The organism is Mangrovitalea sediminis, from assembly GCF_002514725.1.
Lineage (GTDB): Bacteria > Pseudomonadota > Gammaproteobacteria > Pseudomonadales > Oleiphilaceae > Mangrovitalea > Mangrovitalea sediminis.
On sequence record NZ_NTLB01000003.1, the window covers coordinates 35004 to 59194 of the forward strand.

Below are 24191 nucleotides of genomic sequence, written 5' to 3' on the forward strand. Positions count from 1 at the left end.
CCGTGATTACCGGCGGCGGACGACTCTCACTTTCCCGCTGTTTCCGCCGCCGCAGAAGAACCGGTCGCCACCGTCGGACTCAAGCCCCGATACGCCCATGCCGGTCGGCATTTCCAGGCTTTCCAGTACCTCCCCTGATTGCGGATCGATCCGCCGCAATTCGCTCTGCTCATCTTCCCAGGTGCCGTGCCACAGCTCGCCGTCGACCCAGGTGACGCCTGTGACAAAACGGTTGGACTCGATGGTGCGGAGGATGGCGCCCGTTTGCGGGTCGACTTGATGGATCTTGCGGTCCCGATATTGACCCACCCAGAGCGATCCTTCGGCCCACGCCATTCCTGAACTGCTACCGCCGGGGGCCGGTATAGTATTGATGACGCGGCCGGACGTCGGGTCGATTTTCTGGATGCGATCTTCCCAGATCTGGTATAGGTGCCGACCGTCGAATGCCGTGCCCGCTTGGGCTGGGACATCGATGGAGTCCAGTGCTTGCCCTGTGGCCGGATCGATGGCGCTCAGTTTTTCACCCGTGGCGAACCATATCCGCTGACCGTCATAGGTGACGCCGTGCACGGCATTGATTCCCGTATAGGGGCCCAGTTCACTGACAACATTGGCTGATGACTTTTTCATGATTGCGCACTCGCTAAACAATGAGGATGACAGGCGTTGCATGGACTCATCCTAACCAGTCGGCAGGGGGGCGGGGAGTAACAATGTTGTCGGGAAACCGGGAATGGCCGGCGACATCCAGCGCCTTGCGCGACCACGACCGACGGACTGGATCTTGCCCGTCTCCGCCAGTTCGTCGAGGGCGCGTTGCACCGTACGCTGACTGACGCCGAGGGCAAGCGCCAGCGCCGAGCTGGACCAGGATTCGCCATCGGCGAGCAGAGCGAGCACACTGGCGTGCTTCCCGTCGACGGGTTGCGTCAGTACGGCGACGTCTGCCGCTTCCAGTGGTTCGAGCATAAAGCCCTGGCGCGTCGCCGTTACGCTGGCGACGGGGCTGAGTGCGGTGCGGAGCCGGCTCATTTCGACACGGAGGCGAGCCCGGTGTGTTTCGTCGATATGCCGGGTCCGAAAGGCGCGGGTTATAAGCGATTCTCGTGGAACTTCGGCGGGCCAGGTTTCAGCCAATGCTCGTATCAGGGCGAACAGTACCGGCCGGTTCCCGAGTGAGATGAACTTTCCGGCACTCCGCACGACCTGACGACACTCCTCCACGATAAGCGCATTCGATGCCAGCAAGCGTTCGACCTCATCCAGGAGCAGGAGCCGTTCATGACCTCCGGCGATGCATCGCGCGGCGGGCCTTCTCAGTACCTCCGCAACCTGGTCGATCTCTGCCTCCAATGCCGGGATGCCCGCGCGATGTGCCGCTTGTCGAGCCCGGGCAAGGGCCTCGCGTGCTGTCTTCGTTTGGATACGTCTCAAGCGAATCCCCGCGACAACCAGTTCAAAGGAGGCCTGTGACGCCGGTGGTAGCGGTGTAGGGTCGAAGACGGCGATTCGGTGTTCCGCCTCGTCGAGTCGTCCGATCAGAAGCAAGTGACGGATTTTGAGGTATTGCGCATGTGCGGCATTGATCCGATCACCTTGCGCTTCAAGAACGGCCTGCGCGGTTTCGAGAGCCTTTCCGGACCAGCCGAGATCGCGTGAAACCAGCGCGATCTCGGCTTCTGCGAGGATACAGCGGGCGCGAGCCATAACAGCTTTCGGTCCGAATGCGCCCGCGGCACTACGCACCAGCACCCGGGCACGGTCCAAGTCGCCGAGCTGTGCCATGGCAATGCCGCGCAACGCCAACGCCGGGGCGTCATTGCGCAAGGCTACTCGGTTGAGTGCTCCAAGCGGATCGCCGGCCGTCAGTGCGAGCGTCGCAGCGGTGATCAGCGAGTCCATCGGAATCCCACCACAGTTGTCACCCTCACCGTTCAATGCCTCGATCCTAATCTATCTCTCGACCACCAACCACTGCGTCGATTGCAGACAGTCGGGGAGCCGGCGCTGGAGAAAGCCGGAAGGCCCGCGGTGGTGGGGCTGTCGGTGCTGGCCGGCATCGGTAGTCTGGTGGTGCGTCTGATGAGAGGAACTCGCTAGTCGGACTCCAGCTGTGTTTCGATGGGAGTCGCCGGGCCTTGTGCCCGGCGTTTTTGCTTTATTCCGTCCCGGCGGGCTCCGCTGCCGGGATCAGCGAAGCCATTCTTTCCGCCATGGCGGTAATGGTCAGGCTCGGATTGACACCAATATTGGCGGGAATGGCGGAAGCGTCGGCAACATAGATATCCGGGTAACCATGTAGCCGATGATGCGTGTCGACGACGCTGTTTTCCGGGTAATCACCCAGGCAGGCACCGCCCAGAATATGTGCTGTGAGGGATTTGTTGCCGACACTCTCGACCAGAATGCTTTGTGGTTCGCCCCCGGAAACCTCGGCGAAGGCGCGGGCCGCCTGATTCGCTTTGGGGATGTAGGTCGGCGCCCGCTGCCCACTTCGGGCATGCGACTGCAACGCCTTCTTCCAGGGGCTGTACCACCGTCGTTCGAAACGGATGTCCAGGGCGTTATCCAGGCTTTGCATGACGGTCAGCAGGGTTGTGCGTCGATACCAGTCGGTGCGCCAGGATCCGGTGGCCCGGACCGGATCAAGCAAATACTGGGCAAGGGTTTTCAGGGCCCGCAGGAACGGACGAGACTCATCGACCATCGGACCGAACAGGAATCGCATCAGGCTATGGGACGGTGGTAGCCGGTTTTGCGTGATATGGGTGTCGGTGCCGAAGTAAAAGTCGCTGGAAATCGTGGTGCCTTCGCTAAGGTCTTCCTGCCGGTTCCGGGAGACGCTGGCGACGAGGGCTTCGCTATTGGTGCGCACGCGTTGACCCAGGCAGGCTGAGATCGCCGGCAGTGTGCGGTATTGGTCGCGGCATCGGAAGAGCAGTTCCAGGGTGCCGAGCACGCCACCGGCAAGGACGATCTTGCGGGCCCGGAACCGGAGTTTCCGGACGCTGGCGCTTGTTGAACGGGCCACGATGCGATAACCGTCGGGAGTGGGCTCGATCCGCTCGGCCCGAACCTCCGGGAACAGTTTGACGCCTAACTGTTCCGCCAGGTGCAGGTAGTTTTTGTCGAGGCTGTTCTTGGCGCCTACCGCGCAGCCGGACACGCAATGGCCGCAAAAGTTGCAGGGGCGGCGTGCAGGGCCCTTGCCGCCGAAAAAAGGGTCTGCGACGGGACCTTCTGTTTCTGAAAAGAAAATGCCTTGGGGCACGGTTCCGAAGCTGTCGGCACAGCCCAGCGCCTCGGCGGTCATGCGTAACTGCTCATCCATTTTTCCGTGGCGGGGATTCGGGGTCACACCCAGCATGGCACTCGCTACCTCGTAATGGGGTGCCAGCTCGCTTTCCCAGTCCGTCAGGTGCCGCCACTCAGGGCTTTGGAAAAAGGCTTGTCCGGGGCGCAGTAAAACGCCGGCGTAGACCAGACTGCCACCCCCAACGCCGATGCCGCGCACAACGGCCAGGTGCCGGAAATAGTCCTGGGAGAAGAACCCGTGCAGGCCCTGGCCCGGTTTCCAGAACAGGGCGCGTGGATCTGTCGCGGCGCGAGCCATGGTCTCCGGGTCTACGCGTTTGCCTTGTTCCAGCACGGCGACCCGGTAGCCCTTTTCGGCCAGGCGTAGTGCGCTGACACTCCCTCCGAAACCGCTGCCTATTACGATGAAGTCAAACTGGGGGTCAGTCATTTTCCGCGGCTTTTTTCAGCATGAAGGGCAGGGGGATAAGGTTGAGTAGTGGCAGGTTGACCCTGGCAAAAGCCAGGATCCGGTGTTCGTCATACTGACGAAGCTCATCCCGAAAGAACCGCAGCATTCCGGGCGCATTGCCCGCGTAACTGAAAATCAGCGACTGCCCGTCGTCCATCAGGGATGGGCCCTGGTCGGCCTGCATGGGACAGAAGTCCTGCAACTGTCCGGCGCGGCGGACCAGATTGACGGCGCGTCCGTTGCCCTCGATGCGTTTACCGACCCAGCCCCGCATGCCGCTTAACGGCAGACTCCAGCGGGCGCCGACACGCAGCCACCAGGGACCGACAAAAACAGCCAGGTAGGTACCGACAGCCGAAGCTTCCGAGACCGGTTGAAGGGTGGCGAATCTTTTTCGATACCAGTTGATAGGGTGTCGGTAGTGGTCGTCCATGGTATTTTCCAGCGTTACCAAGCAAGCGCTTGGTCGATATTATAGTGCGTTCTTCCTGAAAACAACCGTGTGCCGTCCTGTCGCCAACGGCGGGCCTGTTTACCCTGTCTTCTGGCGGGCGTACCTTGGCAGGGGGCCGGAGAGCCAGTAGTCTTTGTGCACTCCACCCTGTGCGCCGCCTCATTGACCTGTCCGGGACCCTCAGCATTGCGAACCTTTGCCGATAATGACTACCCTTCCGACCACAAGACCAACTGGCGGGTGATCGCCGGCCTCTGGCCCTACCTGAGGGAGTTCCGCAGCCGAGTGTTTGTGGCCGCTGCCTGCCTCGTCGTTGCCAAACTGGCGACGGTGGCGACGCCGGTCGCCCTCAAGTACATCGTCGATTACCTGGACAAGTCGCGGGGCAGCACCCTGGTCATGTGGGTGCCGATATTGCTGGTCGTCGGGTATGGGGTGCTCCGTTTCAGCGGCACCCTGTTCAACGAACTGCGGGACGCGATTTTCGCGCGGGTAGCGGAACGGGCGATGCGACGGGTGTCGCTGCGGGTCTTCGAGCATCTCCACGAGCGGGAACTGGCCTATCACCTGGACCGCAAGACCGGAGGGCTGGCCCGCGATATCGAGCGGGGCACCAACGGCATCAGTTTCCTGCTGCGTTTTACCCTGTTCAATATCGTCCCGACGCTGCTGGAGATCACGCTGGTTTCGGGCATCCTTTCAATTGCCTTCCGTCCCGGCTATGTCATTGCCATTGTGGTGGCCGTCGTTGTTTATGTCCTGTTTTCGATCAAGGTCACGGAGTGGCGTACCGGCTTCGTACGGGAAGCCAATGCCCGCGACAACCAGTCCAATGCGCGGGCCATGGACAGCCTGCTGAACTATGAAACGGTAAAGTATTTCAACAACGAGGCCTATGAAGCGGCGCGGTATGACGAGGACCTGAAAGTCTGGGAGACGGCCCGTCTCAAGAACCGCCTCTCGCTGGCAGCCCTTAACGCGGGCCAGGCGTTGATCATCGGCGTCACGTTGATCGTCATCATGAGCATGGCCGTGAGTGATGTCGCCTCAGGGACGATAACCCTCGGTGATTTCACCATGATTAACGCCTACCTGCTTCAGCTGTTCATACCGTTGAATGCGCTGGGTTTTGTGTATCGGGAGATTCGTCAGGCGCTGGTGAATGTCGAACGCCTGTTCGGGCTGCTGGGGGAGAAATCGGCGATTGTGGATGCGCCGGAGGCCAGGGACCTGGTGACTCAGGGGGCGACGGTGACGTTCGAGAATGTGTCCTTTGCCTACCAACCCAACCGCCCGATTCTCAAGGGTGTGACGTTTGAAGTGCCAGCGGGCCATAAAGTGGCGGTGGTGGGGGCCAGTGGTGCGGGTAAATCCACCATCGGCAGGCTGCTGTTCCGCTTCTTCGATGTGGGTGGCGGCCGGATTGCCATCGACGGACAGGATATCCGCGACGTCACCCAGCACAGCCTGCGCGCGGCTATCGGTGTGGTGCCCCAGGACACGGTGTTGTTCAACGACACCCTCTACCAGAACATCGCCTATGGCCGTCCGGATGCGACGGATGAGGAAGTGCGACAGGCGGCGCGACTGGCGCATTTGGAGCCTTTCATTGAAAGTTTGCCCGAGGGCTACGGGACCAAGGTCGGCGAGCGTGGATTAAAGTTGTCCGGTGGTGAAAAGCAGCGGGTGGCAATCGCCCGTGTGATCCTCAAGAACCCGCCCATCCTGTTGCTGGACGAAGCGACCTCCTCGTTGGATTCCCTCTCTGAACAGGCCATCCTCGCGGCCCTGAAGGAAGTCAGCCGCCAGCGCACGACGCTGGTGATCGCGCACCGTCTGTCGACAATTCGCGACGCCGATACCATCCTGGTGATGGCAGACGGGCAGATCGCCGAGTCGGGTAGCCACCAGCAACTGCTGGCTGCGGGAGGGCGTTATGCCGAGCTGTGGTCTCAGCAGCACCGGGGGGATAGTGTTGAGGTTGCGCATCCCGATGACGCAGACGGGACGGAATGATCCCCACGGAGTGACGGGGACACGACAAGAATATTGGAGGCAAACGATGAAACCCTTACAGGGCATCCGAGTGCTGGAGATGGGGCAGCTCATCGCGGGTCCCTATTGCGGTCAGTTGCTGGCGGATTTTGGCGCTGAGGTGGTCAAAGTTGAGCCGCCGGGCAGCGGTGATGCGATGCGCCAGTGGGGGCGGGCTGATGCTGAGGGCAATACGCCCTGGTGGTCGGTCATCGGCCGTAACAAGAAGTCCATCACACTGAACCTTCGCGAACCGGAGGGGCAGGCGGTCGCAAAACAACTGGCGGCCAAGGCGGATATCCTGGTGGAGAACTTTCGCGTCGGTACGCTCGAGCGTTGGGGGCTTGGCTGGGAGGCGCTGTCGGCGATCAATCCCGGTCTGATCATGGTCCGTATCACGGGCTTTGGCCAGAGCGGTCCCTATGCGGGCCGCGCAGGATTTGCGGCGGTGTGCGAAGCGATGGGCGGCCTGCGGTACATCAGCGGCTATCCGGATCGCCCGCCGGTGCGTGTTGGACTCTCGCTGGGCGATTCGCTGGCCGGCATGCACGGCGCCTTGGGGGCCATGATGGCCTTGCAGTACCGCCACCAGACCGGGCGGGGCCAGGTGGTGGATGCCTCCATCCTGGAATCCGTCCTGGGCATGACCGAGGGCCTGGTGGCTGAATACGACAGGGGAGGGCATATTCGCGAACGTTTCGGCAGTGCCCTCCCTGGGCTCGCGCCTTCCAATGCCTATCCCACCAGTGATGGCCGCGAGATTGTGATTGGTGCGAACCAGGACTCGGTGTTTCAGCGTCTGTGCGAGGCTATGGATCAGCCGGAACTGGCCGAAGATCTCCGTTATGCCACGCATAGGGCTCGTGGCGAACGGCAACAGGAGCTGGACGAACGGATCGCTGAATGGACACGCCGGCATCCGGCCGAGGTTCTGGTGGCCCGTCTGGCCGACGCCGGGGTGCCGGCCGGTCTGGCCTACCGCGCGCCGGATATGCTGGCGGACCCGCACTTCAAGGCGCGGGATTCGATCACTCGCGTGCCTGATCCCCGTTTTGGCGATCTCGCCATGCAGAACGTTTTCCCGCGTCTCTCGGAATCACCTGGAGCGATCGATCATACGGGGCCTGGTCTGGGTGAGCATACAGAGGCCGTCCTGCGTGAATGGATCGGCCTGGATGATGAGCATCTTCAGAGACTGAGGCATGACAACGTCATCTGAAGGCGCTTGTCATGGGTATGGATACCGGTGTTAAGGCCGTGCCGTACCGATAGCATCTGCCAACGCGCGCAAACTGTTGATCGTGATTGTCGGCGTCATGCCCCAGGGATCGAAAATGGCGTCCGGTGAGCGCTGGACCCAGGCGGCTCTCATGCCTGACGACATGGCGCCGATGACGTCGAAGGGGTTGCTGGAGACCAGCCAGGCTTCGGCGCCCGTTGCGCCGGCCTGACGCAGGAAATAGCTGTAGACGCCGGGGTTGGGTTTGAAGGACTTCATGCCGTCGACGCTGACCACTCCCATGAAATAATCCCGCAGCCCGGCATGGCTGAGCAGGGATTCCAGCGCATCGGCACTGCCGTTGGAGAAGGCAAACAGGCGGAAGCCCGCCTCCCGTGCCTGTTCCAGTCCGTCTTTGGCGTCCTCGAAAGCGGGCAGGGTCGCATAGGTGGCCATCAAGGCGTCTTTATCTTCGGGGCGGAGCCGGATCTGGAAGACTTCGTCGGCGTAGTCGAGCGCCTGACGTGTGCATACGGAGAAGGGTTCGTAGTTCTGCATCAGCGCCCGACGAAAAGAATACTCGAGCTGCTTCTCGCGCCAGAGGCGGGAAAAAGCGGACGCTTCATCGCCGCAGAAGGTTTCCAGCTCGGTAATAACACCATGGGGGTTGATCAGGGTGCCATAGACATCGAAGCCGATGGTGACGGACATGGGACCTACTCCTCAGATCGATACGAAGGCCGGACAAACAACGACCATAGGGGAGACGGCGCGGGAAGGAAAGGGGTGGTGTTGCCCTCCGAAAAGACCTTCGCATGACGGATGTCGACAGGTAGACTGGCGCCCCTATCGGCTCAGCGCGATTGAACGGGAGCATCATGGCCAAGAAGTATTACGTTGTCTGGAAAGGGCGGAAGCCCGGCATCTTCACGGATTGGAACAGTTGCAAGCAGCAGGTGGACCAGTTCCCCGGTGCCCGATACAAGTCATTCATGTCGTTGGCTGAGGCGGAAGCTGCCTATAGTGGAAAGGGTACAACCGGCCCCTCCGCCAAACCGGCTGCGAAGCGGGCTTCCTCGGCGAAAACGGTCAAAACCCACAGTGCTGCCGAGGTTGCGGCCATAGCGGCGGAACTCAAGATCTTTACGGATGGCGGTTGCGAGCCCAATCCGGGGGAAGCAGGGTCCGGACTTGCCGTCTATCGCAACAATGCCGTCGAGGCGCTTTGGTACGGCCTCTACAACCCTAAAGGCACCAACAATACGGCAGAGCTGAATGCGTTACACCAGGCATTGTTCATGGCCGAACAGGCGGTCGGCCAAGGGACGTCGGTGGCGATCTTCTGTGACTCGAAATATTCCATTCAATGTATTACCCAATGGGCTGTCGGCTGGCAGAAAAACGGGTGGATTAAGAAGGGCGGCGAAATCAAGAATCTGGCTCTGATCCAGGAGATGTTCGCCCTCTATCAACGCCTCAAGGACCAGATAGCGATCCTGCACGTTAATGGCCATGTCGGCGTTGAAGGGAATGAACTGGCTGACAGGATGTCGATGATGGCCATAGAGACGCGGGAAACGGCATTCGCCCGTTATGGTGATGCGCTTGACGTGAGGGCGATTCTGGCAATGCGTGCCGGATAACCCGAGTACCTGAAACCGCAGTCCAGGTCTCCACCCTGCGGCGGTCTTTCGTTGACGGCGATTTTGTTGACTCTTTAATTTATTTCAGTCTGAATATATTGGCGTGTGCGGTGTTTCCCGTCGGATGGGTTGTAGGAGGAAAGTCGTCGGTGGAAAACAGCGTAACGGGCGTTGTGCTGCCTGCACTGGCGTAAGGTGGCTCCTGTAGGAGCGATTCTGGCGCTGCCGCTGATCTACGGCGGTTATGGTGCTGTCGGGACCCGTCCGGTCCTTGTCGTTCTGTGCGTACGAGGATTCCTATCATGATGGTATGTCTTCACTATCCTTCACCGGTCTTGATGTATGGACGCGATCCGGTTCGTGCGACGCACGCTGACCGGCGCGTGGCGTCGTGGCGGAATTCTGGAGCGTCAGGTTCCAGCCGATGAACGTGTTTCAGCGGCGGTCGAGCGCCAACATCCTGCGGTCTCAAGACGGACCCGGCTCAGATAACAAAAAAAATCGCTAAAGGGGGAGCATTATGAGCAAATTACGAAAGACCATACTCGGTACGGTAGTGTTGTTGATGTCGGTAACGTCCGTTGCCGCGAAGCCGGAGCATTCGGCGGCGGAGAAGCAATGGGAGCGAGGGCGTTACCTGGTCAAAATCGGGGGGTGTAATGACTGTCACACACCTGGTTATGCACAATCGGGCGGAGCCGTGCCCGAGAAAGACTGGCTGGTGGGAGACAGGCTGGGTTGGCAGGGGCCATGGGGGACGACTTACCCCCCCAATCTCCGCCTCTACATGCAAACCCTCTCTGAAAAACAGTGGGTCAAGACAGCGCATACGCGGGAATACCGCCCGCCGATGCCCTGGTTCGCATTGCATGCGATGACGACTCGGGACCTTAAGGCGATTTACCATTTCGTGCGCCACCTGGGTCCCGCCGGGGAAGCTGCGCCGGCGTATCTTCCGCCCGGTCAAGTGGCATCAGGACCTGTCGTTCAGTTTCCTGCGCCGCCCAAGAAGTAGGGCGGCACCTGCCTTGGTGCCGGCCGCCATGGCCTCGCATTGCCATCTGGATGATAAGGTTGCGAGGCCATGGTTTCAGTAGGTTTCCCCACGCATATAGCTCTCAAGCTGTTTAATCAGCTTATTCTGTTCTTCCATCATGTTTCGCAGCAGGTCACCGATGGAGACGATGCCAACCAGTTTGCTGTCTTCGATAACCGGTAAGTGACGAATGCGTTTTTCGGTCATCAGCTCGATACAGGCTTCCATACGCTGGTCGACGCCCACGGTGATAGGGTTGGGGGTCATGATCTCCTTGACCGCCGTCGCATGCGATGAGCGCCCCATCAGGGAAACCTTGCGCAGGTAATCCCGCTCGCTGACGATACCCACAACCTGGCTGTTTTCCATCACGACCAAGGCGCCGATGCCTTTTTCCGACATCAACTTGATAGCGTCGAACACCAAGGTATCAGGAGTGACGCTAAAGGTTTCGCCGGCATGTTTCGCATGGAGAATGTCGTTAACCTTTTTCATGGTCTTACTCCAGTCTGCTTACGGGTTTAACGCTACGCTCAAGCGCGACTACGGCCTAACGTCCAGGATGTATCGGAATCTCACATAAAACTATTTTGGACTGAGCGACCCGTCGATGACAACCGTTGGTGGGCGGTAAATAAGGTTGCACGCTAACAGTTCATCCGTGATCTGCCTGCGCGCATTTAGGGATCGGGTGCCGAATGGGACGGCAACGACTTATCCCTTGAGCGGCAGGTAAACGTCCGTGATCAGCTCGTGTTCCGGGGTATCCGTGATCAGGTTCCGGTAGTGGAAGAACAGGGGGAAGTCCCGTAATTCCTCGCCACTGGCCGGTAACCACTCGCGATACAGATAGTAGGCTTTCTCGCCAAGCCGGTCGTGGGAGCCCTCGTGTCGGATAACGGCACAGCGGCCGGCGGGGATCGTTCCTGTCTGCACGCCTTGGGGATTGGCCGGAACGGTTTCTGTGACCGAGCCGCAGAGGTCGAAACGGAAATGTTCCGGTTCCGTCGTTGCCGGATCGTCGTAGGCCAGCCCAAAGGTATCGCTGGTTTCTACCGGCGATAGGCCGCTGGCCTTGCGCCACTCGATAAAACGTTTGGCGGTATCGTTGACCCGTTCCGGGGCGCCGCGATGTTCCAGCAGCGCGATTATCGTCTCGGGGAAATGCACGATTTTCACAGGCATATCCTGTCTCCTCATTCGGGGCGGCAACCGGAACCTCTCGCTCCAGGGCTGCCAGGCGGGTTGCTTTCTGAATTGAGAAGGCGTCTGGCCAAAGCTGTTCTTGAACGCACGTGAAAACGACTCGGGGTTCTCGAAGCCCGACTCGAGCGCGATATCGATAATCCGTGCGGATTCGTCGAACACCAGCCGGTGCGACGCGCGCTTAAGACGCATCAGTTGGATATAGCGAGCGACGTTGATGCCGGCATACAGGGCGAACTGCCGGTGAAAATGGTACTTGGAAAAATAGGCGACCTGGCTCAGGCGTTCGACGGACATCTCTTCGGAAAGATGTTCGTCGATATAGCCAAAGACTCTGTCGAAACGTTCCGCGTAGGCCTCTTCCTTGCGTTCGCTCATGCTATTCTCACCTCCTCAATTCCGGGCCCACTATGCCGTGATCCGGGCAGTGCTTCCTGACCGGTATTGCTGTCCTGCAAATGTCGCTGCGGTGTCGAGGCCTTTCCAACATTCGTGGTTTAATAGTCGGCACTGGAATCTACGATATATCGCCGGGAGTCTCTTGTTGAAAGTCGCTGTTTTCTCAACCAAATCCTATGACCGCGAACAGTTGGAACCGGCGAATGCCGGCCGCCATCAACTCGTGTATTTCGAACCTCATCTGACGGCGCTCACGGCTCCCTTGGCCCAGGGGTTCGAGGCGGTGTGCTGTTTCGTCAACGATACCCTGGATGCGGATACGGTGGCTGTACTTGCTGAGCAGAAGGTCGGCCTGATTGCGATGCGCTGTGCCGGCTACAACAATGTGGACCTGGCTGCCGTGAAGGCGGCCGGGCTGCGACTGGCCCGGGTTCCGGAGTATTCGCCCTATGCCGTAGCCGAACATGCCGTTGCCCTGATCCTTGACCTTAACCGCCATCTTCATCGCGCTCACAACCGCGTGCGCGAGCACGATTATTCCCTGACCGGCCTGCTTGGGTTCGACCTGCACGGCAAAACGGTTGGCGTGGTGGGGACTGGGAATATCGGCGTCGCATTCGCCCGGATCATGAAAGGTTTTGGATGCCGGGTGCTGGCCAATGACCCTCATGTCAATCCGGCTCTTGAGGGGATAGCCCAATACGTCGACAGAGCAGAGCTGTTCCGCGAGTCCGATGTCATCAGCCTGCATTGTCCTCTGCTGCCCGCTACCCGCCATATGATCGACGCCGACAGTCTGGCGGCGATGAAACCGGGCGTGATGCTGATCAATACCAGCCGCGGTGGACTCATCGATACGCCGGCGGTTATCGAGGGACTCAAGTCGGGTCAGGTAGGGTATTTGGGGCTGGACGTCTACGAGGAAGAGGCGGACCTGTTCTTCGAAGACAAGTCGAATATGCTGCTTCAGGACGATGTCTTCGCGCGGCTGCTCACCTTCCCGAACGTGATGGTCACCGGGCATCAGGCGTTTTTTACCCGTGAAGCGCTGCAGGCCATCGCGGATACGACCCTGAGAAACCTGGATGCATTCGAGGCCGGGGCGGTGTCGGGACCGGAGTGGGTCCTGTAAGTGCCGCCGCGTTATTGTACAGGCCCCTGGCCGCTGAGGTGGGTTGCGAACACAAGATAGGCAATCGTGAGGGCGATTGGTAAGGCATGCCACCAATAGCCTGAAGGACTACCGCCGTTCCTGTAGCAAAAGATCACTACCACGGCGCTCAAGATACAGCTCGCGGGTAGTGCATAGAGCGATAGATCCAGGATCGTGTTCTGAACACGGGTCAATGTTTGCAGGTTGGCAATACTGCTTGATGAAAAGACGACCACCATGAACAGGAAAAATGCCAGGAGTGCCTGGGCGACTGTTCCGAAAATGACCCATCCCAATGTCATTGTTTTTTCCCTATCCCTCATCACTTGGACACCCAGCTAACCGTCACCACATTTTGCACCTTACCTTTTGGGGCGGATGCTATGCGCGGAGCTGGCCGATAGCTTGAAGTTCAGCCTGGCGCGACCTTTCTGCCACGGCTGTCGTGAAGGATAGCGGATATCTGACGAAGTTAGGCATTTACCGGGGTGTTGATCTTTAGCATTGCATTATTCGGACACTTTTGTCGGGTTGGCTATGCTACAAGGTATGGGATAGGGTGCTTGCTGGACGGCCGGCATGATGCCCTCCTGCATAATGAACCCGTGGAAGGATCTACGACTTGCTACAAGGCCATTGGCACTACCGCGTATTACGTTACCTGTGTCTTCTTCTGTCGTTATTGGCAGTCGACAGAGCTGCGGCCGTTCAGCGGGTGCGCTTTGCACTTCCAGACTTTCCGCCCTATGTCGAAGGTTCTGGTGCAGCGTTGAGCGGTATTGCGGTGGACTGGCTGCGTCGTTTGCTGACAAAGAGCGATGTGCCCTATGCCCTGTACGCTGTGCCCAATTATGGGCGGGCGCTCAAGGAATTGCGTGTCGGGCGCGCTGATGTGTTTTTGGTCGCCACACGAAATGCCGAACGTGATCGTGTCGCTACATTTCTGCCGACGCCGTTCCGTGCCAAGTGGTGCTGGTTCGTGGCCAGTAAACGCGTGGCGGAGTTCTCGGGGCCAGACGCCTTCCGCCGGCCGGGGGTGACCATCGGTACCGTCATCAACACCAATACCGAATACTGGCTCGATCACCATCATTACAGGGTGGGTGTCACGGCTTCGTCGGCGGCGGTGCTGCCCCGCCTGCTGCTCAACTATGACCGCTTGGATGCAGTCCTGCTGACGGAGGATGTGTTTGTCAAAGCGGCAACCGATGACGGTATCGGCCCGGAACGCTATCAGTGCATCCTGAACTCCGAACATTCCTTTGGGGTCTATGTGTCCAATCGGTTTATCCGCAATGCGCCGGCGCTGTTTCAGCGTCTGCGGACGGCATTGTCCACCAGTGCTGGACGGGATGCACACCCTGCCAGCCCCTGAGCCGGGTTTATTTTCCGTTGATTGCGGATTCCCCCTGCGACTACAGTGAATGACTGTTGCGGGCGCATGACCCGTGCCGTTCAGGATACTCTCAGGCCCAATCGATCATGCTGGATAAAGAGACCCCCTGGCTTTCCAGTCAGCTGCCGACCACGATGCCGTTGGAAGCACTGTCCCCGGATGATGCGGCTCGGGCGCTGACGACGTTCATGCGCCGCTACCCCAGGCTGATGCTACTGACGGGCGCAGGTATCAGCACCGACTCCGGAATTCCCGACTACCGGGATGGTGATGGTGCCTGGAAACGCAAACAACCGGTGCAGCACCAGGCCTTTATGAACCGGGTCTCGGTGCGTCAGCGATACTGGGGGCGCAGTCTCGTCGGGTGGCCGCTCATACGCAATGCACAACCCAATCCTGCCCATTCCTGGCTGGCCGAACTCGAGCAGCGTGACCGAGTCTCCCTGCTGGTCACGCAGAACGTGGATCGCCTGCACCAACGGGCAGGTAGCCAGCAAGTGATCGACTTGCACGGTCGGGCCGATGAAGTGATCTGCATGGATTGTGGTTACCGCTGTGACAGGGACGAGGTTCATGCCTGGAACCATGCACTCAACCCGGATTTTCATGGCTATTCCGCCGCTGCAGCTCCTGATGGCGATGCCGACCTGGACCTGGACTTCAGCCGGTTCCAGGTGGCCGACTGCCCGCATTGTGGCGGCATTCTCAAACCGGACGTCGTATTCTTCGGTGATTTCGTGCCCAGGCATCGGGTCGACGCGGCGCTTGCCGCGCTCAAGGACAGCGATGGCCTGCTGGTGATCGGGTCTTCGCTGATGGTCTATTCCGGATTCCGGTTCTGCCGTTATGCGAAGGAATGGGGCAAGCCCATTGCGACGTTGAACCTCGGACGTACCCGTGCCGACGCGCTAGTGGACCTTAAACTCAATGCGCGTATCGGAGAGACGTTGGAGAGAGTGGTCGCCAGTTTTTAGCACTGCTTGAGCTTGGGATTTGATGATCAACCTTGTCAGGGATACCGCATGAGCCAGATGTCCGTTCGCATTTGCACTCCCGGTGGGTATGAGGTCCCACTGACCTGGTTTCCCGGGGAGGAGACCGGCCCCGTCATCCTGTTTATGGCTGCACTGGGGGTTCCCGCGCGATTCTATCGGCCAATCGCTCAGGCGTTGTCTGCCAACGGTTTTTGCGTGGCACTTATGGAGCAGCGAGGCCACGGTGATAGCGCGTTGCGGCCGGGGCGGCGCTCGGACTGGGGGTTTCGAGCAGTATTGGAAAACGATTTGCCAGCGGTGATGGCCTGGGTACGAAAGCAGGCGCCAGGTGCGCCCCTTTATCTGATGGGACACAGTCTGGGTGGGCACTACGCCGCCATCACCGCGGGGCTGCGTCCGAACGAGGTGGATGGCGTCATCCTGGTTGCCTGCGGTACCCCTTGGTGGCGAGCTTTCGACGGCGGGACGAAGGTCAGGATCAGGCTCCTGATTGGCCTCTTGCCAGTATGTCATGTCGCCTTTGGCTATTACCCCGGAGACCGTCTGGGTTTTGGCGGCCGCGAAGCACGCACGTTGATGAAGGATTGGCGGGCATTGGCGCAGACCAATCATTATTCGGCGACAGGGGTTAGCCAGGATCTGGATGCGGCAATCGGTAGCTATGGCGGGCCGGTGTTGGCCATTGGCCTGGCGGATGATGATTTTGCACCGGCCGCGGCAGTGGCCGCGGTAACAATGAAGTTCTGCAAAGCCAGGGTCGAGAACCGGGTGATCGATCAGGCTATGCTGGGAGACCGGGCCGACCACTTTCGCTGGGCAAGGACGCCCTCGGCGGTCGTTGAGGTCATTCGCGTGTGGGCGGATGGCGGCTGATTGTCGTGCTTGGGGTGTCGGCTTTTTTTACGTCCGCCGATGTGGATGCTTTTGGGCCAGTGCGTTAATCGGTTGCTTGCACTTTAAAATCGTCTTTTGGGTGTTAGAAATGCATCATCTCTGCCGCCTGCAGAAGGAATGCAGGGCAATAGGACGGTTTAAGGAGGGCAGACAGATGAAGATGAAATCCTTAACGGCCACGTTGGCCGCTACTGTGCTGACGGCGTCGCTCGTCTCGACACAAGCCTACGCCGGGTACCAGTACTCTCAAAATGATGGTGGAACGCCCTGCGCCAAGGTACCGGAGCCTGGGACACTGGGTTTGATGGGCGTTGGTGTCGTAGGGTTGCTGGTGTCGGTCCGCCGGCGTTCGCAGCGATAGGTCAGACAAGGAAGCCGCTCGGTTTTGTGTGAGATCGAGCTACCGTTTGGAAGGGGCGCGGTGACCTGAGCAGGACGCGATCAGGATGCTTTCTTCCGTTTGCGCGGTGTAGCCTTTGGCCTTTTGGCCGCCCTGGCCCTTGCAGCCCAGTGGCATAGGTTTTCTGAGTCCTCAAGCCATTCCTCGGGAACGCCGTAATAGCTCTCGACGACAACTTTTCGCTGTCTGGTGGTATAGTTGAAAGGCTCGCTACCCCGCGCAACATAATCCGGCCGGCTATCGTTGTCGACGCGGAAGTACAGGGTGTTGCCGATAATCAGCGCGGACTGGATGCCGTCGATCTTGATGCCGACACCACCGAATAGCCGTGAACACAGAATGCTGCCGGCAGGTTCCAGCTGTTCTACGACGAAATCCACGAATTCCTGACTGACCGATCCCACCGTTCTCATTCCCCTCATATGGCTGTCTGGAAGCCGTCAGGCTTCGTGGTACCCCCTAATATACCGCTACCTCGGTGAGGTCAGCCTAGATGGCTTCCGGCGTGGCCCGGCGCCCTGAGGTTCACGTTTGCGGGTACCTGCTGGCGGACGTTGTTAGCGGTCAGCAAACCGAGCTGGACCTGACACCCTACCGCCTCAGTCGCTGATCGCCCGTCAAGTACGGGGAGCCGGCAGGCTGTCCCGGGCAGGCGACGTTACTCTTCTTCGTCCAGGCCAATGACGTTCTCGTCCTCCAGCGATTCCAGGGCCTCTTCATAGGACGTCTCATCGCCGCCCGTGGCCGGCTCGGAATCGTTGTAGCCGAGCTCTTCGGCATCCACATCGACGGACCCCATCGGGTCCTCTGGTGGATCAATGACCTCAAGGTTGCTGGCGTGCCACGTGGCGAGATCCATCTCATCGACATCGCCGTCATAGGTTTGAATTTCGATGGTACCGGCGTCTTCATCCAGTGCGACGACTTCGAATCTCTCGCCGCTTTGGATATTGCGGTACCAGTCTCCAATGGTGGGGGAATGCGGGGTGACCATGATTGATTCCTCTTTCGATAAACTGCGATCCGGCGCTCTTTACAGTAAACGGCGATCTGCCTTCCGAGATGTTGATTCCGGTCAAGAGATGACGGCGAAGTGTCGTCAAGCCGTGGCTTCCGGTTCAATATTACCGGAGGCGCGCCGTTGAGCGGGGGCCGGGGCCAGGCTCGCCTCCATCGCGCTGAAGCATGGCGGTCAGGCGTTAACCAGCGCTGCACGCAACTCCTGTTTCATCCAATCGATAAATACGCGGGTCCTGGTCGGTAGCAGCTGTGCGTGAGGATAGACAATGCTGATCGGCCGCGGAGGCAACTCGAAGTCCTGCAGCACGGCCTGAAGGCGCCCAGAACGCAGGTGCTGCGTAACCTGATAGGACATGAACATGCCGAACCCGACGCCCTCCAGGCAGGCGTCAATCGCGGGGAACACCTGGTTGAATTCCAGGTTCCCCGAGACGGGCAAACTGAAGTGACGTTCCCCTTCGGCGAAAGCCCAAGGCAAGGCTCGACCTGCTATCCGCACGGCATTGCCCTTTAGCAGGTCCCTCGGATGCTGCGGCACCCCTTGTTTTTCCAGATAGGCTGGCGCCGCTACCACTATTCGGCGCACCTGACTGACGGTTTGGGCGATGAGAGAGGAGTCCTCCAGGTGGCCGATGCGAATGCCGACATCGATTCCCTCCTCCAGAAGGTCCAGGGACCGGTCGTTGAGCAGCAATTTACAACGCACCTTGCCATAACGTTGTACGAAGCGGGTGACGGCCGGAGCCACATAGAGCTGGCCGAAAGGTACGGGGGCGGTGATCACAAGCGCGCCGCTGGGCTCCGTGGCATCGACGGTCAATGCGGCTTCGGCTTCGTCAATAGCTCTCAGGATCTCGGTGCAGCGTTCAAGATAGTGGCGTCCCTCCTCGGTTAACGAAATCCGGCGGGTCGTCCGGTTGAACAGGCGGACGTTGAGATGATCTTCAAGGTCCGCCAATTGACGGACAACCGACGGCAAGGAGTTGCCGAGCGAGCGGGCCGCTGCGGTGAGAGTGCCGTCAGTGGCGATTTGGGCGAAGGTGCGCATGGCCTTGAGCTTATCCATGTGGCCAGAATAATCCGTTTTATGGAGTAGTGAAATCCATTTTAGCTCGTTTATTTCAATATCAAAAAGCCAAAGAATGAAGGCTCCCTCTGACGGCCGATAGGAGCCTGCCGAAATGACCTCTCTGAACCCGAGACCTGAGCGCCCGATCCGTTTCTATCATTCTGACATTTCAGGTCATAGCCACCGCGTACAGTTGTTCCTGACATTACTGGGATTGCCCTTCGAGGTGATACCGGTCGATCTAACGCGGCAGGAGCAGCGAGAGCCTGCCTTCCTGGCACTGAATCCCTTCGGGCAGGTGCCCGTGATCGACGACAACGGTTTTGTCCTGGCCGACTCCAACGCGATCCTGGTGTATTTGGCCAAGCGTTACGATGCCGGTCACGACTGGCTGCCGGAAGACGCCGTGAGGGCCGCGCGCACGCAGCGTTGGCTCTCTGTAGCCGCAGGGCCTCTTGCTGCCGGGCCTGCCCGATCGAGGGTGATCAACCTGTTCCGACTGTCAATGGATCAGGAAGCGGCTATCGCAACGGCGCTGAAGCTGTTTTCCCTTATGGATGCCGAACTGGAGGGGCACCCTTTTATCACGGGTGCATCGCCGACGATTGCCGATCTCGCACTCTATACCTATACCGCCCATGCGCCGGAGGGGGATATCCCGCTGACCCCCTATGCCCACCTGCAGGCGTGGTTGAAGAGAATCGAAGCCCTGCCACGGTTCGTACCGATGAGGCCTTCCCCTATCGGTCTTCTCGCGGACCTCACGGGTTAACCTCAACCTGCATGCAGGAGGGATAGCAATGACGCCCTATAGACCAAATGAAACCGCTGAGGCACCTTTTCATGAGGGTGAGCGTTGGATTCAGCAGCGAGTGGGCATCGCTGAAAAGATCCAGGTTGCCGCTCAGCGCAGCATCCGTGATTTCATGCCGGATCAGCATCGGGCATTCTTTGCCCAGTTGCCCTTTCTGGTCGTCGGCAGTCTTGATGCTTCTGGTCATCCTCTGGCGTCGATCCTGACGGGGGCGCCGGGATTCATCACCTCGCCGGACGAGCGGGAGTTGTGGATCCATGCTCGTCCGCATCCTGCCGATCGCTTGGGGGATGCCCTGGCGCCAGGGATGCCTCTGGGGCTCCTCGGTATCGAGCTCCATACAAGGCGCCGTAACCGGGTAAACGGACGGGTTTCCCGGTGCGGAGCAGATGGCTTTGGCGTTCGGGTAGACCAGAGCTTTGGCAACTGCCCCAAGTATATTCAGGCGCGGACCCTCGACGCAGACGCAGAGGGATGGCAGTTACGCGCTAATGTTCGTATCCATCGGTCGGCGGTACTGGATGCCGATATGTGCGGGATACTGAAACGGTCGGATACGTTCTTTATCGCGACGGCTCATCCCGGTGCGCGTTCGGCAAATGATGGGGTGGCGGGGGTGGATGTTTCCCATCGAGGCGGCAAGCCGGGGTTCGTCACGCTGGAGAGCTCGACAGAGCTGACGTTCCCTGACTATCAGGGCAATTTCTTCTTCAACACGTTGGGCAACCTGCTCTTGAATCCCAGAGCAGGGCTGCTATTTGTCGATTTTGACAGTGGAGACCTGCTATCCCTGAAAGGGGAGGGGTTTGTCGTCTGGGATGAGGCCGAGATCGCAACCGTTGATAAGGCGCTGCGTCTGGTGCGGTTCCGGGTGACGGAAGCGACGCGAATGGAAGCGGTCATTCCGTGGCATTGGAGCCCGCCTGTCATTTCGCCCCACCTGCTACCGTAAGGGTTTCACACACAAAAACGCCCGCGTTCAGCGGGCGTATTCAGGTGGAGTGCGATCTTACTGGCGGTTTTTGCGGGTGAGCCGGCGAAGGCCCAGACCGACCAAACCGAGACCCAGCAGAGCAACAGTGCCCGGCTCAGGTACCTTGGTGACGTTGCGTCCCCAGAGGAACATGTTCGACAGGCCGCCGCCACCACTGGTCAGACGGTCATAAGACCAAGTGCCGCTGGTGGAATCCGGCGTGATATACCAGGCGAAATAGTCGGGGTCGCCATTGCCGTTGCCAACGTGGATCGAAATAACTGCTTCGTTGTAAAGCGACCAGAAGCTGCTGTCGATACCCCAGATACCTTCAACGTTGTTGCCCCCCCACGAGCCGCTGGTCAGCTGAGCCGACAGATAGCTATCAGAGCCATTACCGGTCAGGCTGCCGATGCTGGTCCAGGGATCTCCCGGATAGGCTGCCAGGATCGTCGCTGCGCTGGGGGTGCCGGGAGAACCGGAAAGCGCACCCGTGACACAAGCGTCTGCAGGACCCAGCGTCGCTGTGCGTTGAGTGCTGCCGCAGGTGATCTGGGTAGACCAGGCTACGGATGCCAGGGTGCTCAGCAAGAGCCCTGCGAAGATTTTTACGATAGCGTTATACATGGCACGACTCCAAGGACTCTTTGACCACGTTTGGGTACGTTGACGTGTCCTCAGCAACTACCGGGCCAATTTAAGACGGAGTTTATGAAACAAGCAGATAGCTATAGGTGGGAAGGTTGCTTTGCTTTTGAGTGTAAATAATTCCGACAATACCGCGGTTAACGTGGCGAGTGGATAGCGCGGGGTGTCGAGCTTTTTGACAATGAGCGGAAAGAGCGTACGCGGTGACATGCCGTATTCGCCAGTCGTGGTGTCGCGGGCTTTGCTTGCCAGGGAAAATGACCGAAATGGTCAGTTTTCCGATTTGGTGACCGCAGGAAGCTGGTTATGCCGGGAGCGCTGCTGATACTGCCGCGGACTGACACCGAAGAATTGATGAAAGCGGCGGCTGAAGTGGCTCAGGTTCTGATAACCCAGGGCATAGCAGACCGTGGTTACCGGCTCTCCAAGGCGTAGTCGTGCGCAAGCCTGTTGCATGCGTAGTTGCTGCTGGAATTCGGCAGGTGAACAGCCAATGTGGCTTTTGAACGCCGCGAAGAAGCGTGTGCGGCTCATACAGGCGAGCTTGCACAGGTGGTCGATATCCAGTGGCTGATCGAGATTATTGCGAAGTTCGTTCAGCGCGGCCGTCAGCCCGTTGGCGTCCGGGGCTGCCTGGCAATAGCCCAGCAGGAAGGCTCTGGTCTGATGGCGCAGCATGCGTACGACCAGTTCGCTGACGCCGAGATCGATCAGCAGGTCGCGGTCGTCGGCATTTTCGAAGAAGGTTTCGACAAGGCGTTCCAGCAAGGATTGCGTGGCGTTGGAGTGGTGAGTGTGAATCAGACTGTCGGGTCGGTATTGCCAGCCCTCGAACTCACGCTCCAGCGGTGCAGCCTGATTCAGGTTGTCGCAGATCTGGGCAATGCGCTGACGGGAGATTTCGATCGTCAGGCAGGAGGTGGGTTGCTTGACGCTGGCGTCGGGAAAATCGATGGCAATGATCTCGCCCGGAGACATGACGAACGATTCCTGGGGCAGGAACTCGGTCTTGAAATCCTTGCCTCCATGCAGAATCTTACGTCCGGCAATCATGCCACAGTACAACAGCTCTCCAGACGTCAGGCAAACCTGACTTGCCGGGGAATAGGTGTCATAGATACTGAGTTCGGCATGCGGGCCCGCCCGGCAAATCCGGTTTTCCACCATGTCCCGCAATCGTTGTTCGCCGCCAACATTCTCGCCAAGCACGGCTGACATCCTCCACAGGAACGGAGTTTAGGCTCCGTTTTTATTTTATTCTTCAGTTCCTGAATTAACAGGCAACTGATACGTACTATCAGACAAGTATCTGCCTTGTCCAGTGAATAAAGTGGTCCCAAGAACGCTCAGAAACGACTCATGGTGCCATAGGGCATCGGGTGAGCCGCGTAGTGCAGCGTTTGTGGCTGGATACTTCGGAAAGATCCGGACCGGCCGAACGTCGACCGACAAGAACAAGAGGACGATCTTTATGATATACGCACAGCCTGGACAGCCTGATTCGGTTGTCAGTTTTCAGAAGCGTTACGGCAACTTTATCGGTGGCGAGTGGGTGGCGCCGGTAAATGGCCGTTACATGCCGAATATCTCTCCGGTAAACGGAGACGTCTTCTGCGAAGTACCGCGTTCCGATGAGGCCGATATCAATCTGGCCCTGGACGCCGCTCATGCCGCCAAGGCAGGTTGGGGTAGCACTTCTGTTACCGAACGCTCCAACATCCTGTTGAAAATCGCCGATCGCATCGAAGCCAATCTGGAGAAGCTGGCGGTCGCTGAAACCTGGGATAACGGTAAGGCTGTGCGCGAAACGCTGGCTGCCGATATTCCCCTCGCCGCTGACCATTTCCGTTACTTCGCGGGCTGTATCCGTGCCCAGGAAGGCAGTTTGGCGGAAATCGATGCCAATACGGTTTCCTATCATATCCATGAGCCGCTGGGTGTTGTCGGGCAGATTATCCCCTGGAACTTCCCCATTCTGATGGCTGCCTGGAAACTGGCGCCGGCCCTCGCCGCCGGTAACTGTGTGGTCTTGAAGCCGGCCGAACAAACGCCAGCCTCGATCCTGGTATTGATGGAGCTGATCCACGACCTGTTGCCCAAGGGGGTCATCAATATCGTCAACGGTATCGGCACCGAAGCGGGCCAGGCATTAGCGAGCAGCAAGCGGATTGCCAAGATTGCCTTCACCGGTTCGACGCCGGTCGGTTCCCATATCCTCAAGTGCGCTGCGGAAAACATCATTCCGTCGACAGTGGAACTGGGCGGCAAGTCACCCAACGTCTACTTCGCCGACATCATGCGCCATGAGGACAGCTTCCTGAGCAAGTGCGTGGAAGGCCTGGTGCTGGCGTTCTTCAACCAGGGTGAAGTGTGCACCTGTCCGTCGCGTGCACTGATCGAAGCCTCCATCTATGACGACTTTATCGGTATGGTCGTTGAGCGTTCCCAGAAGATCGTACGGGGCAACCCGCTGGACACCGAAACGCAGGTGGGTGCCCAGGCTTCGAAGGAGCAGTTCGACAAGATCCTCAGCTATATCGAAATCGGTAAGCAGGAAGGGGTCGAGGTACTGATTGGCGGCGGTGTCGCTTCGCTGGGCAATGACTTCGACCGTGGCTTCTATATCCAGCCGACCCTGCTCAAAGGTGATAACTCGATGCGGGTTTTCCAGGAAGAGATCTTTGGCCCTGTGGTGGGTATCACGACCTTCCGCGATGAGGAGGAAGCGCTGCGGATTGCCAACGACACTGAGTTTGGCCTTGGCGCCGGCGTCTGGACCCGGGATATCAACCGCGCCTACCGCATGGGTCGCGGCATCCAGGCGGGTCGCGTCTGGACCAACTGCTACCACCAGTATCCGGCCCATGCTGCCTTTGGCGGTTACAAGAAGTCCGGGGTCGGTCGTGAGACCCATAAGGTGGCGTTGGAACACTATCAGCAGACCAAGAACCTGCTGGTCAGCTACGACACCAACCCACTTGGTTTCTTCTGAGTACACTCTGTCTGGACACTAGTCCCTCGGGCCTTTAGCCCTTTTGGCCACAACCCTGCCAGTCCGGCTGGGTCGTG

At 59.1% G+C, this 24191-nt stretch carries 24 protein-coding genes and 1 pseudogene; 12 read left to right on the forward strand and 13 right to left on the reverse strand.

Annotation, left to right across the window (positions count from 1 at the left end):
* Positions 1-6: 6 nt before the first annotated feature.
* The 4 genes from CLR77_RS07115 to CLR77_RS07130 all read right to left on the reverse strand — a co-directional run bounded on the left by CLR77_RS07115 (position 7) and on the right by CLR77_RS07130 (position 4202).
* Entirely contained in the window at positions 7-633 is a 627-nt protein-coding gene (locus tag CLR77_RS07115) for a Vgb family protein (protein ID WP_097459949.1), read from the reverse strand.
* Positions 634-684: 51 nt separating this feature from the next.
* On the reverse strand, positions 685-1905 hold the full coding sequence (locus tag CLR77_RS07120; protein WP_097459950.1) for an HTH domain-containing protein: 1221 nt from the start codon (positions 1903-1905) through the stop codon (positions 685-687).
* 256 nt (positions 1906-2161) lie between these two features.
* Entirely contained in the window at positions 2162-3748 is a 1587-nt protein-coding gene (locus CLR77_RS07125) for a GMC oxidoreductase (RefSeq protein ID WP_097459951.1), read from the reverse strand.
* A complete protein-coding gene (locus CLR77_RS07130; RefSeq protein WP_097459952.1) occupies positions 3741-4202 on the reverse strand; it encodes a hypothetical protein in 462 nt (153 codons plus the stop codon). The genes CLR77_RS07125 and CLR77_RS07130 overlap by 8 nt, the downstream gene beginning before the upstream one ends.
* A gap of 207 nt (positions 4203-4409) precedes the next feature.
* On the opposite strand from CLR77_RS07130, the gene CLR77_RS07135 reads away from it, so the two are divergent.
* Positions 4410-6239, forward strand: coding sequence for an ABCB family ABC transporter ATP-binding protein/permease (locus tag CLR77_RS07135; protein ID WP_097459953.1), 1830 nt, complete (start codon positions 4410-4412; stop codon positions 6237-6239).
* A gap of 46 nt (positions 6240-6285) precedes the next feature.
* Positions 6286-7476: a CaiB/BaiF CoA transferase family protein gene (locus tag CLR77_RS07140; protein WP_097459954.1), complete on the forward strand. Its 1191-nt coding sequence runs from the start codon at positions 6286-6288 to the stop codon at positions 7474-7476.
* 30 nt (positions 7477-7506) lie between these two features.
* Here the strand turns inward: CLR77_RS07140 and CLR77_RS07145 are convergent, their stop codons facing one another.
* Positions 7507-8187, reverse strand: coding sequence for a haloacid dehalogenase type II (locus CLR77_RS07145; protein ID WP_097459955.1), 681 nt, complete (start codon positions 8185-8187; stop codon positions 7507-7509).
* 167 nt (positions 8188-8354) lie between these two features.
* On the opposite strand from CLR77_RS07145, the gene CLR77_RS07150 reads away from it, so the two are divergent.
* Together CLR77_RS07150 and CLR77_RS07155 are read left to right on the forward strand one after the other, a co-directional pair.
* The gene (locus tag CLR77_RS07150; RefSeq protein WP_097459956.1) at positions 8355-9119 is read left to right on the forward strand and encodes a ribonuclease H family protein; all 765 of its coding nucleotides are present in this window, start codon (positions 8355-8357) and stop codon (positions 9117-9119) included.
* A gap of 520 nt (positions 9120-9639) precedes the next feature.
* Complete coding sequence (locus tag CLR77_RS07155) at positions 9640-10134, forward strand: cytochrome C (protein WP_097459957.1); 495 nt, start codon at positions 9640-9642, stop codon at positions 10132-10134.
* Positions 10135-10209: 75 nt separating this feature from the next.
* On the opposite strand, the gene CLR77_RS07160 is transcribed toward CLR77_RS07155, so the two are convergent.
* Together CLR77_RS07160 and CLR77_RS07165 are read right to left on the reverse strand one after the other, a co-directional pair.
* Entirely contained in the window at positions 10210-10650 is a 441-nt protein-coding gene (locus CLR77_RS07160; protein WP_097459958.1) for a CBS domain-containing protein, read from the reverse strand.
* Positions 10651-10869: 219 nt separating this feature from the next.
* Positions 10870-11739 carry an AraC family transcriptional regulator gene (locus CLR77_RS07165; RefSeq protein WP_097459959.1) on the reverse strand — a complete coding sequence of 290 codons (870 nt, stop codon included), beginning with the start codon at positions 11737-11739 and terminating at the stop codon, positions 10870-10872.
* A 166-nt stretch (positions 11740-11905) separates the two neighbouring features.
* Here CLR77_RS07165 and CLR77_RS07170 point away from each other — a divergent pair, with 166 nt between their 5' ends.
* A complete protein-coding gene (locus CLR77_RS07170) occupies positions 11906-12892 on the forward strand; it encodes a 2-hydroxyacid dehydrogenase (RefSeq protein WP_097459960.1) in 987 nt (328 codons plus the stop codon).
* A gap of 11 nt (positions 12893-12903) precedes the next feature.
* Here CLR77_RS07170 and CLR77_RS07175 read toward each other — a convergent pair whose 3' ends face one another.
* Complete coding sequence (locus tag CLR77_RS07175) at positions 12904-13215, reverse strand: hypothetical protein (RefSeq protein WP_097459961.1); 312 nt, start codon at positions 13213-13215, stop codon at positions 12904-12906.
* 320 nt (positions 13216-13535) lie between these two features.
* On the opposite strand from CLR77_RS07175, the gene CLR77_RS07180 reads away from it, so the two are divergent.
* From CLR77_RS07180 to CLR77_RS20190, 4 genes are all read left to right on the forward strand, one after another.
* Entirely contained in the window at positions 13536-14288 is a 753-nt protein-coding gene (locus tag CLR77_RS07180) for a type 2 periplasmic-binding domain-containing protein (protein ID WP_158227137.1), read from the forward strand.
* A 107-nt stretch (positions 14289-14395) separates the two neighbouring features.
* Entirely contained in the window at positions 14396-15283 is an 888-nt protein-coding gene (locus CLR77_RS07185) for an NAD-dependent protein deacetylase (RefSeq protein WP_097459963.1), read from the forward strand.
* A gap of 48 nt (positions 15284-15331) precedes the next feature.
* A complete protein-coding gene (locus tag CLR77_RS07190) occupies positions 15332-16177 on the forward strand; it encodes an alpha/beta hydrolase family protein (RefSeq protein WP_097459964.1) in 846 nt (281 codons plus the stop codon).
* A 175-nt stretch (positions 16178-16352) separates the two neighbouring features.
* Complete coding sequence (locus CLR77_RS20190) at positions 16353-16559, forward strand: PEP-CTERM sorting domain-containing protein (RefSeq protein ID WP_198962709.1); 207 nt, start codon at positions 16353-16355, stop codon at positions 16557-16559.
* A gap of 80 nt (positions 16560-16639) precedes the next feature.
* Here CLR77_RS20190 and CLR77_RS07200 read toward each other — a convergent pair whose 3' ends face one another.
* The 3 genes from CLR77_RS07200 to CLR77_RS07210 all read right to left on the reverse strand — a co-directional run bounded on the left by CLR77_RS07200 (position 16640) and on the right by CLR77_RS07210 (position 18684).
* Positions 16640-17011 carry a TfoX/Sxy family protein gene (locus tag CLR77_RS07200; RefSeq protein ID WP_158227138.1) on the reverse strand — a complete coding sequence of 124 codons (372 nt, stop codon included), beginning with the start codon at positions 17009-17011 and terminating at the stop codon, positions 16640-16642.
* Positions 17012-17256: 245 nt separating this feature from the next.
* Positions 17257-17592, reverse strand: coding sequence for a DUF6763 family protein (locus tag CLR77_RS07205; RefSeq protein WP_097459967.1), 336 nt, complete (start codon positions 17590-17592; stop codon positions 17257-17259).
* Positions 17593-17790: 198 nt separating this feature from the next.
* Positions 17791-18684, reverse strand: coding sequence for a LysR family transcriptional regulator (locus CLR77_RS07210; RefSeq protein ID WP_097459968.1), 894 nt, complete (start codon positions 18682-18684; stop codon positions 17791-17793).
* 115 nt (positions 18685-18799) lie between these two features.
* Between CLR77_RS07210 and CLR77_RS07215 the strand changes: the two genes are divergently transcribed.
* Positions 18800-19459 carry a glutathione S-transferase family protein gene (locus tag CLR77_RS07215; protein WP_097459969.1) on the forward strand — a complete coding sequence of 220 codons (660 nt, stop codon included), beginning with the start codon at positions 18800-18802 and terminating at the stop codon, positions 19457-19459.
* A gap of 28 nt (positions 19460-19487) precedes the next feature.
* A complete protein-coding gene (locus tag CLR77_RS07220; RefSeq protein ID WP_097459970.1) occupies positions 19488-20453 on the forward strand; it encodes a pyridoxamine 5'-phosphate oxidase family protein in 966 nt (321 codons plus the stop codon).
* A 57-nt stretch (positions 20454-20510) separates the two neighbouring features.
* On the opposite strand, the pseudogene CLR77_RS20555 reads toward CLR77_RS07220, so the two are convergent.
* Together CLR77_RS20555 and CLR77_RS07230 are read right to left on the reverse strand one after the other, a co-directional pair.
* Positions 20511-20603, reverse strand: a pseudogene (locus CLR77_RS20555) (PEP-CTERM sorting domain-containing protein); the annotation flags it as partial.
* Positions 20604-21392: 789 nt separating this feature from the next.
* On the reverse strand, positions 21393-22331 hold the full coding sequence (locus tag CLR77_RS07230; RefSeq protein WP_227519842.1) for a helix-turn-helix domain-containing protein: 939 nt from the start codon (positions 22329-22331) through the stop codon (positions 21393-21395).
* A gap of 262 nt (positions 22332-22593) precedes the next feature.
* Between CLR77_RS07230 and exaC the strand changes: the two genes are divergently transcribed.
* Complete coding sequence (gene exaC / locus CLR77_RS07235) at positions 22594-24114, forward strand: acetaldehyde dehydrogenase ExaC (protein ID WP_097459973.1); 1521 nt, start codon at positions 22594-22596, stop codon at positions 24112-24114.
* Positions 24115-24191: the final 77 nt, after the last annotated feature.

Coding starts and splice junctions, on each gene's coding strand:
- CLR77_RS07215 (WP_097459969.1), top strand. CDS start 18,800: ATGACCTCTCTGAACCCGAGACCTGAGCGCCCGATCCGTTTCTATCAT.
- CLR77_RS07145 (WP_097459955.1), bottom strand. CDS start 8,187: ATGTCCGTCACCATCGGCTTCGATGTCTATGGCACCCTGATCAACCCC.
- CLR77_RS20190 (WP_198962709.1), top strand. CDS start 16,353: ATGAAGATGAAATCCTTAACGGCCACGTTGGCCGCTACTGTGCTGACG.
- CLR77_RS07165 (WP_097459959.1), bottom strand. CDS start 11,739: ATGAGCGAACGCAAGGAAGAGGCCTACGCGGAACGTTTCGACAGAGTC.
- CLR77_RS07185 (WP_097459963.1), top strand. CDS start 14,396: ATGCTGGATAAAGAGACCCCCTGGCTTTCCAGTCAGCTGCCGACCACG.
- CLR77_RS07220 (WP_097459970.1), top strand. CDS start 19,488: ATGACGCCCTATAGACCAAATGAAACCGCTGAGGCACCTTTTCATGAG.
- CLR77_RS07150 (WP_097459956.1), top strand. CDS start 8,355: ATGGCCAAGAAGTATTACGTTGTCTGGAAAGGGCGGAAGCCCGGCATC.
- CLR77_RS07120 (WP_097459950.1), bottom strand. CDS start 1,905: ATGGACTCGCTGATCACCGCTGCGACGCTCGCACTGACGGCCGGCGAT.
- CLR77_RS07130 (WP_097459952.1), bottom strand. CDS start 4,202: ATGGACGACCACTACCGACACCCTATCAACTGGTATCGAAAAAGATTC.
- CLR77_RS07125 (WP_097459951.1), bottom strand. CDS start 3,748: ATGACTGACCCCCAGTTTGACTTCATCGTAATAGGCAGCGGTTTCGGA.
- CLR77_RS07210 (WP_097459968.1), bottom strand. CDS start 18,684: ATGGATAAGCTCAAGGCCATGCGCACCTTCGCCCAAATCGCCACTGAC.
- CLR77_RS07160 (WP_097459958.1), bottom strand. CDS start 10,650: ATGAAAAAGGTTAACGACATTCTCCATGCGAAACATGCCGGCGAAACC.
- CLR77_RS07175 (WP_097459961.1), bottom strand. CDS start 13,215: ATGACATTGGGATGGGTCATTTTCGGAACAGTCGCCCAGGCACTCCTG.
- CLR77_RS07115 (WP_097459949.1), bottom strand. CDS start 633: ATGAAAAAGTCATCAGCCAATGTTGTCAGTGAACTGGGCCCCTATACG.
- CLR77_RS07205 (WP_097459967.1), bottom strand. CDS start 17,592: ATGGTCACCCCGCATTCCCCCACCATTGGAGACTGGTACCGCAATATC.
- CLR77_RS07155 (WP_097459957.1), top strand. CDS start 9,640: ATGAGCAAATTACGAAAGACCATACTCGGTACGGTAGTGTTGTTGATG.
- CLR77_RS07190 (WP_097459964.1), top strand. CDS start 15,332: ATGAGCCAGATGTCCGTTCGCATTTGCACTCCCGGTGGGTATGAGGTC.
- exaC (WP_097459973.1), top strand. CDS start 22,594: ATGATATACGCACAGCCTGGACAGCCTGATTCGGTTGTCAGTTTTCAG.
- CLR77_RS07200 (WP_158227138.1), bottom strand. CDS start 17,011: ATGAGAACGGTGGGATCGGTCAGTCAGGAATTCGTGGATTTCGTCGTA.
- CLR77_RS07140 (WP_097459954.1), top strand. CDS start 6,286: ATGAAACCCTTACAGGGCATCCGAGTGCTGGAGATGGGGCAGCTCATC.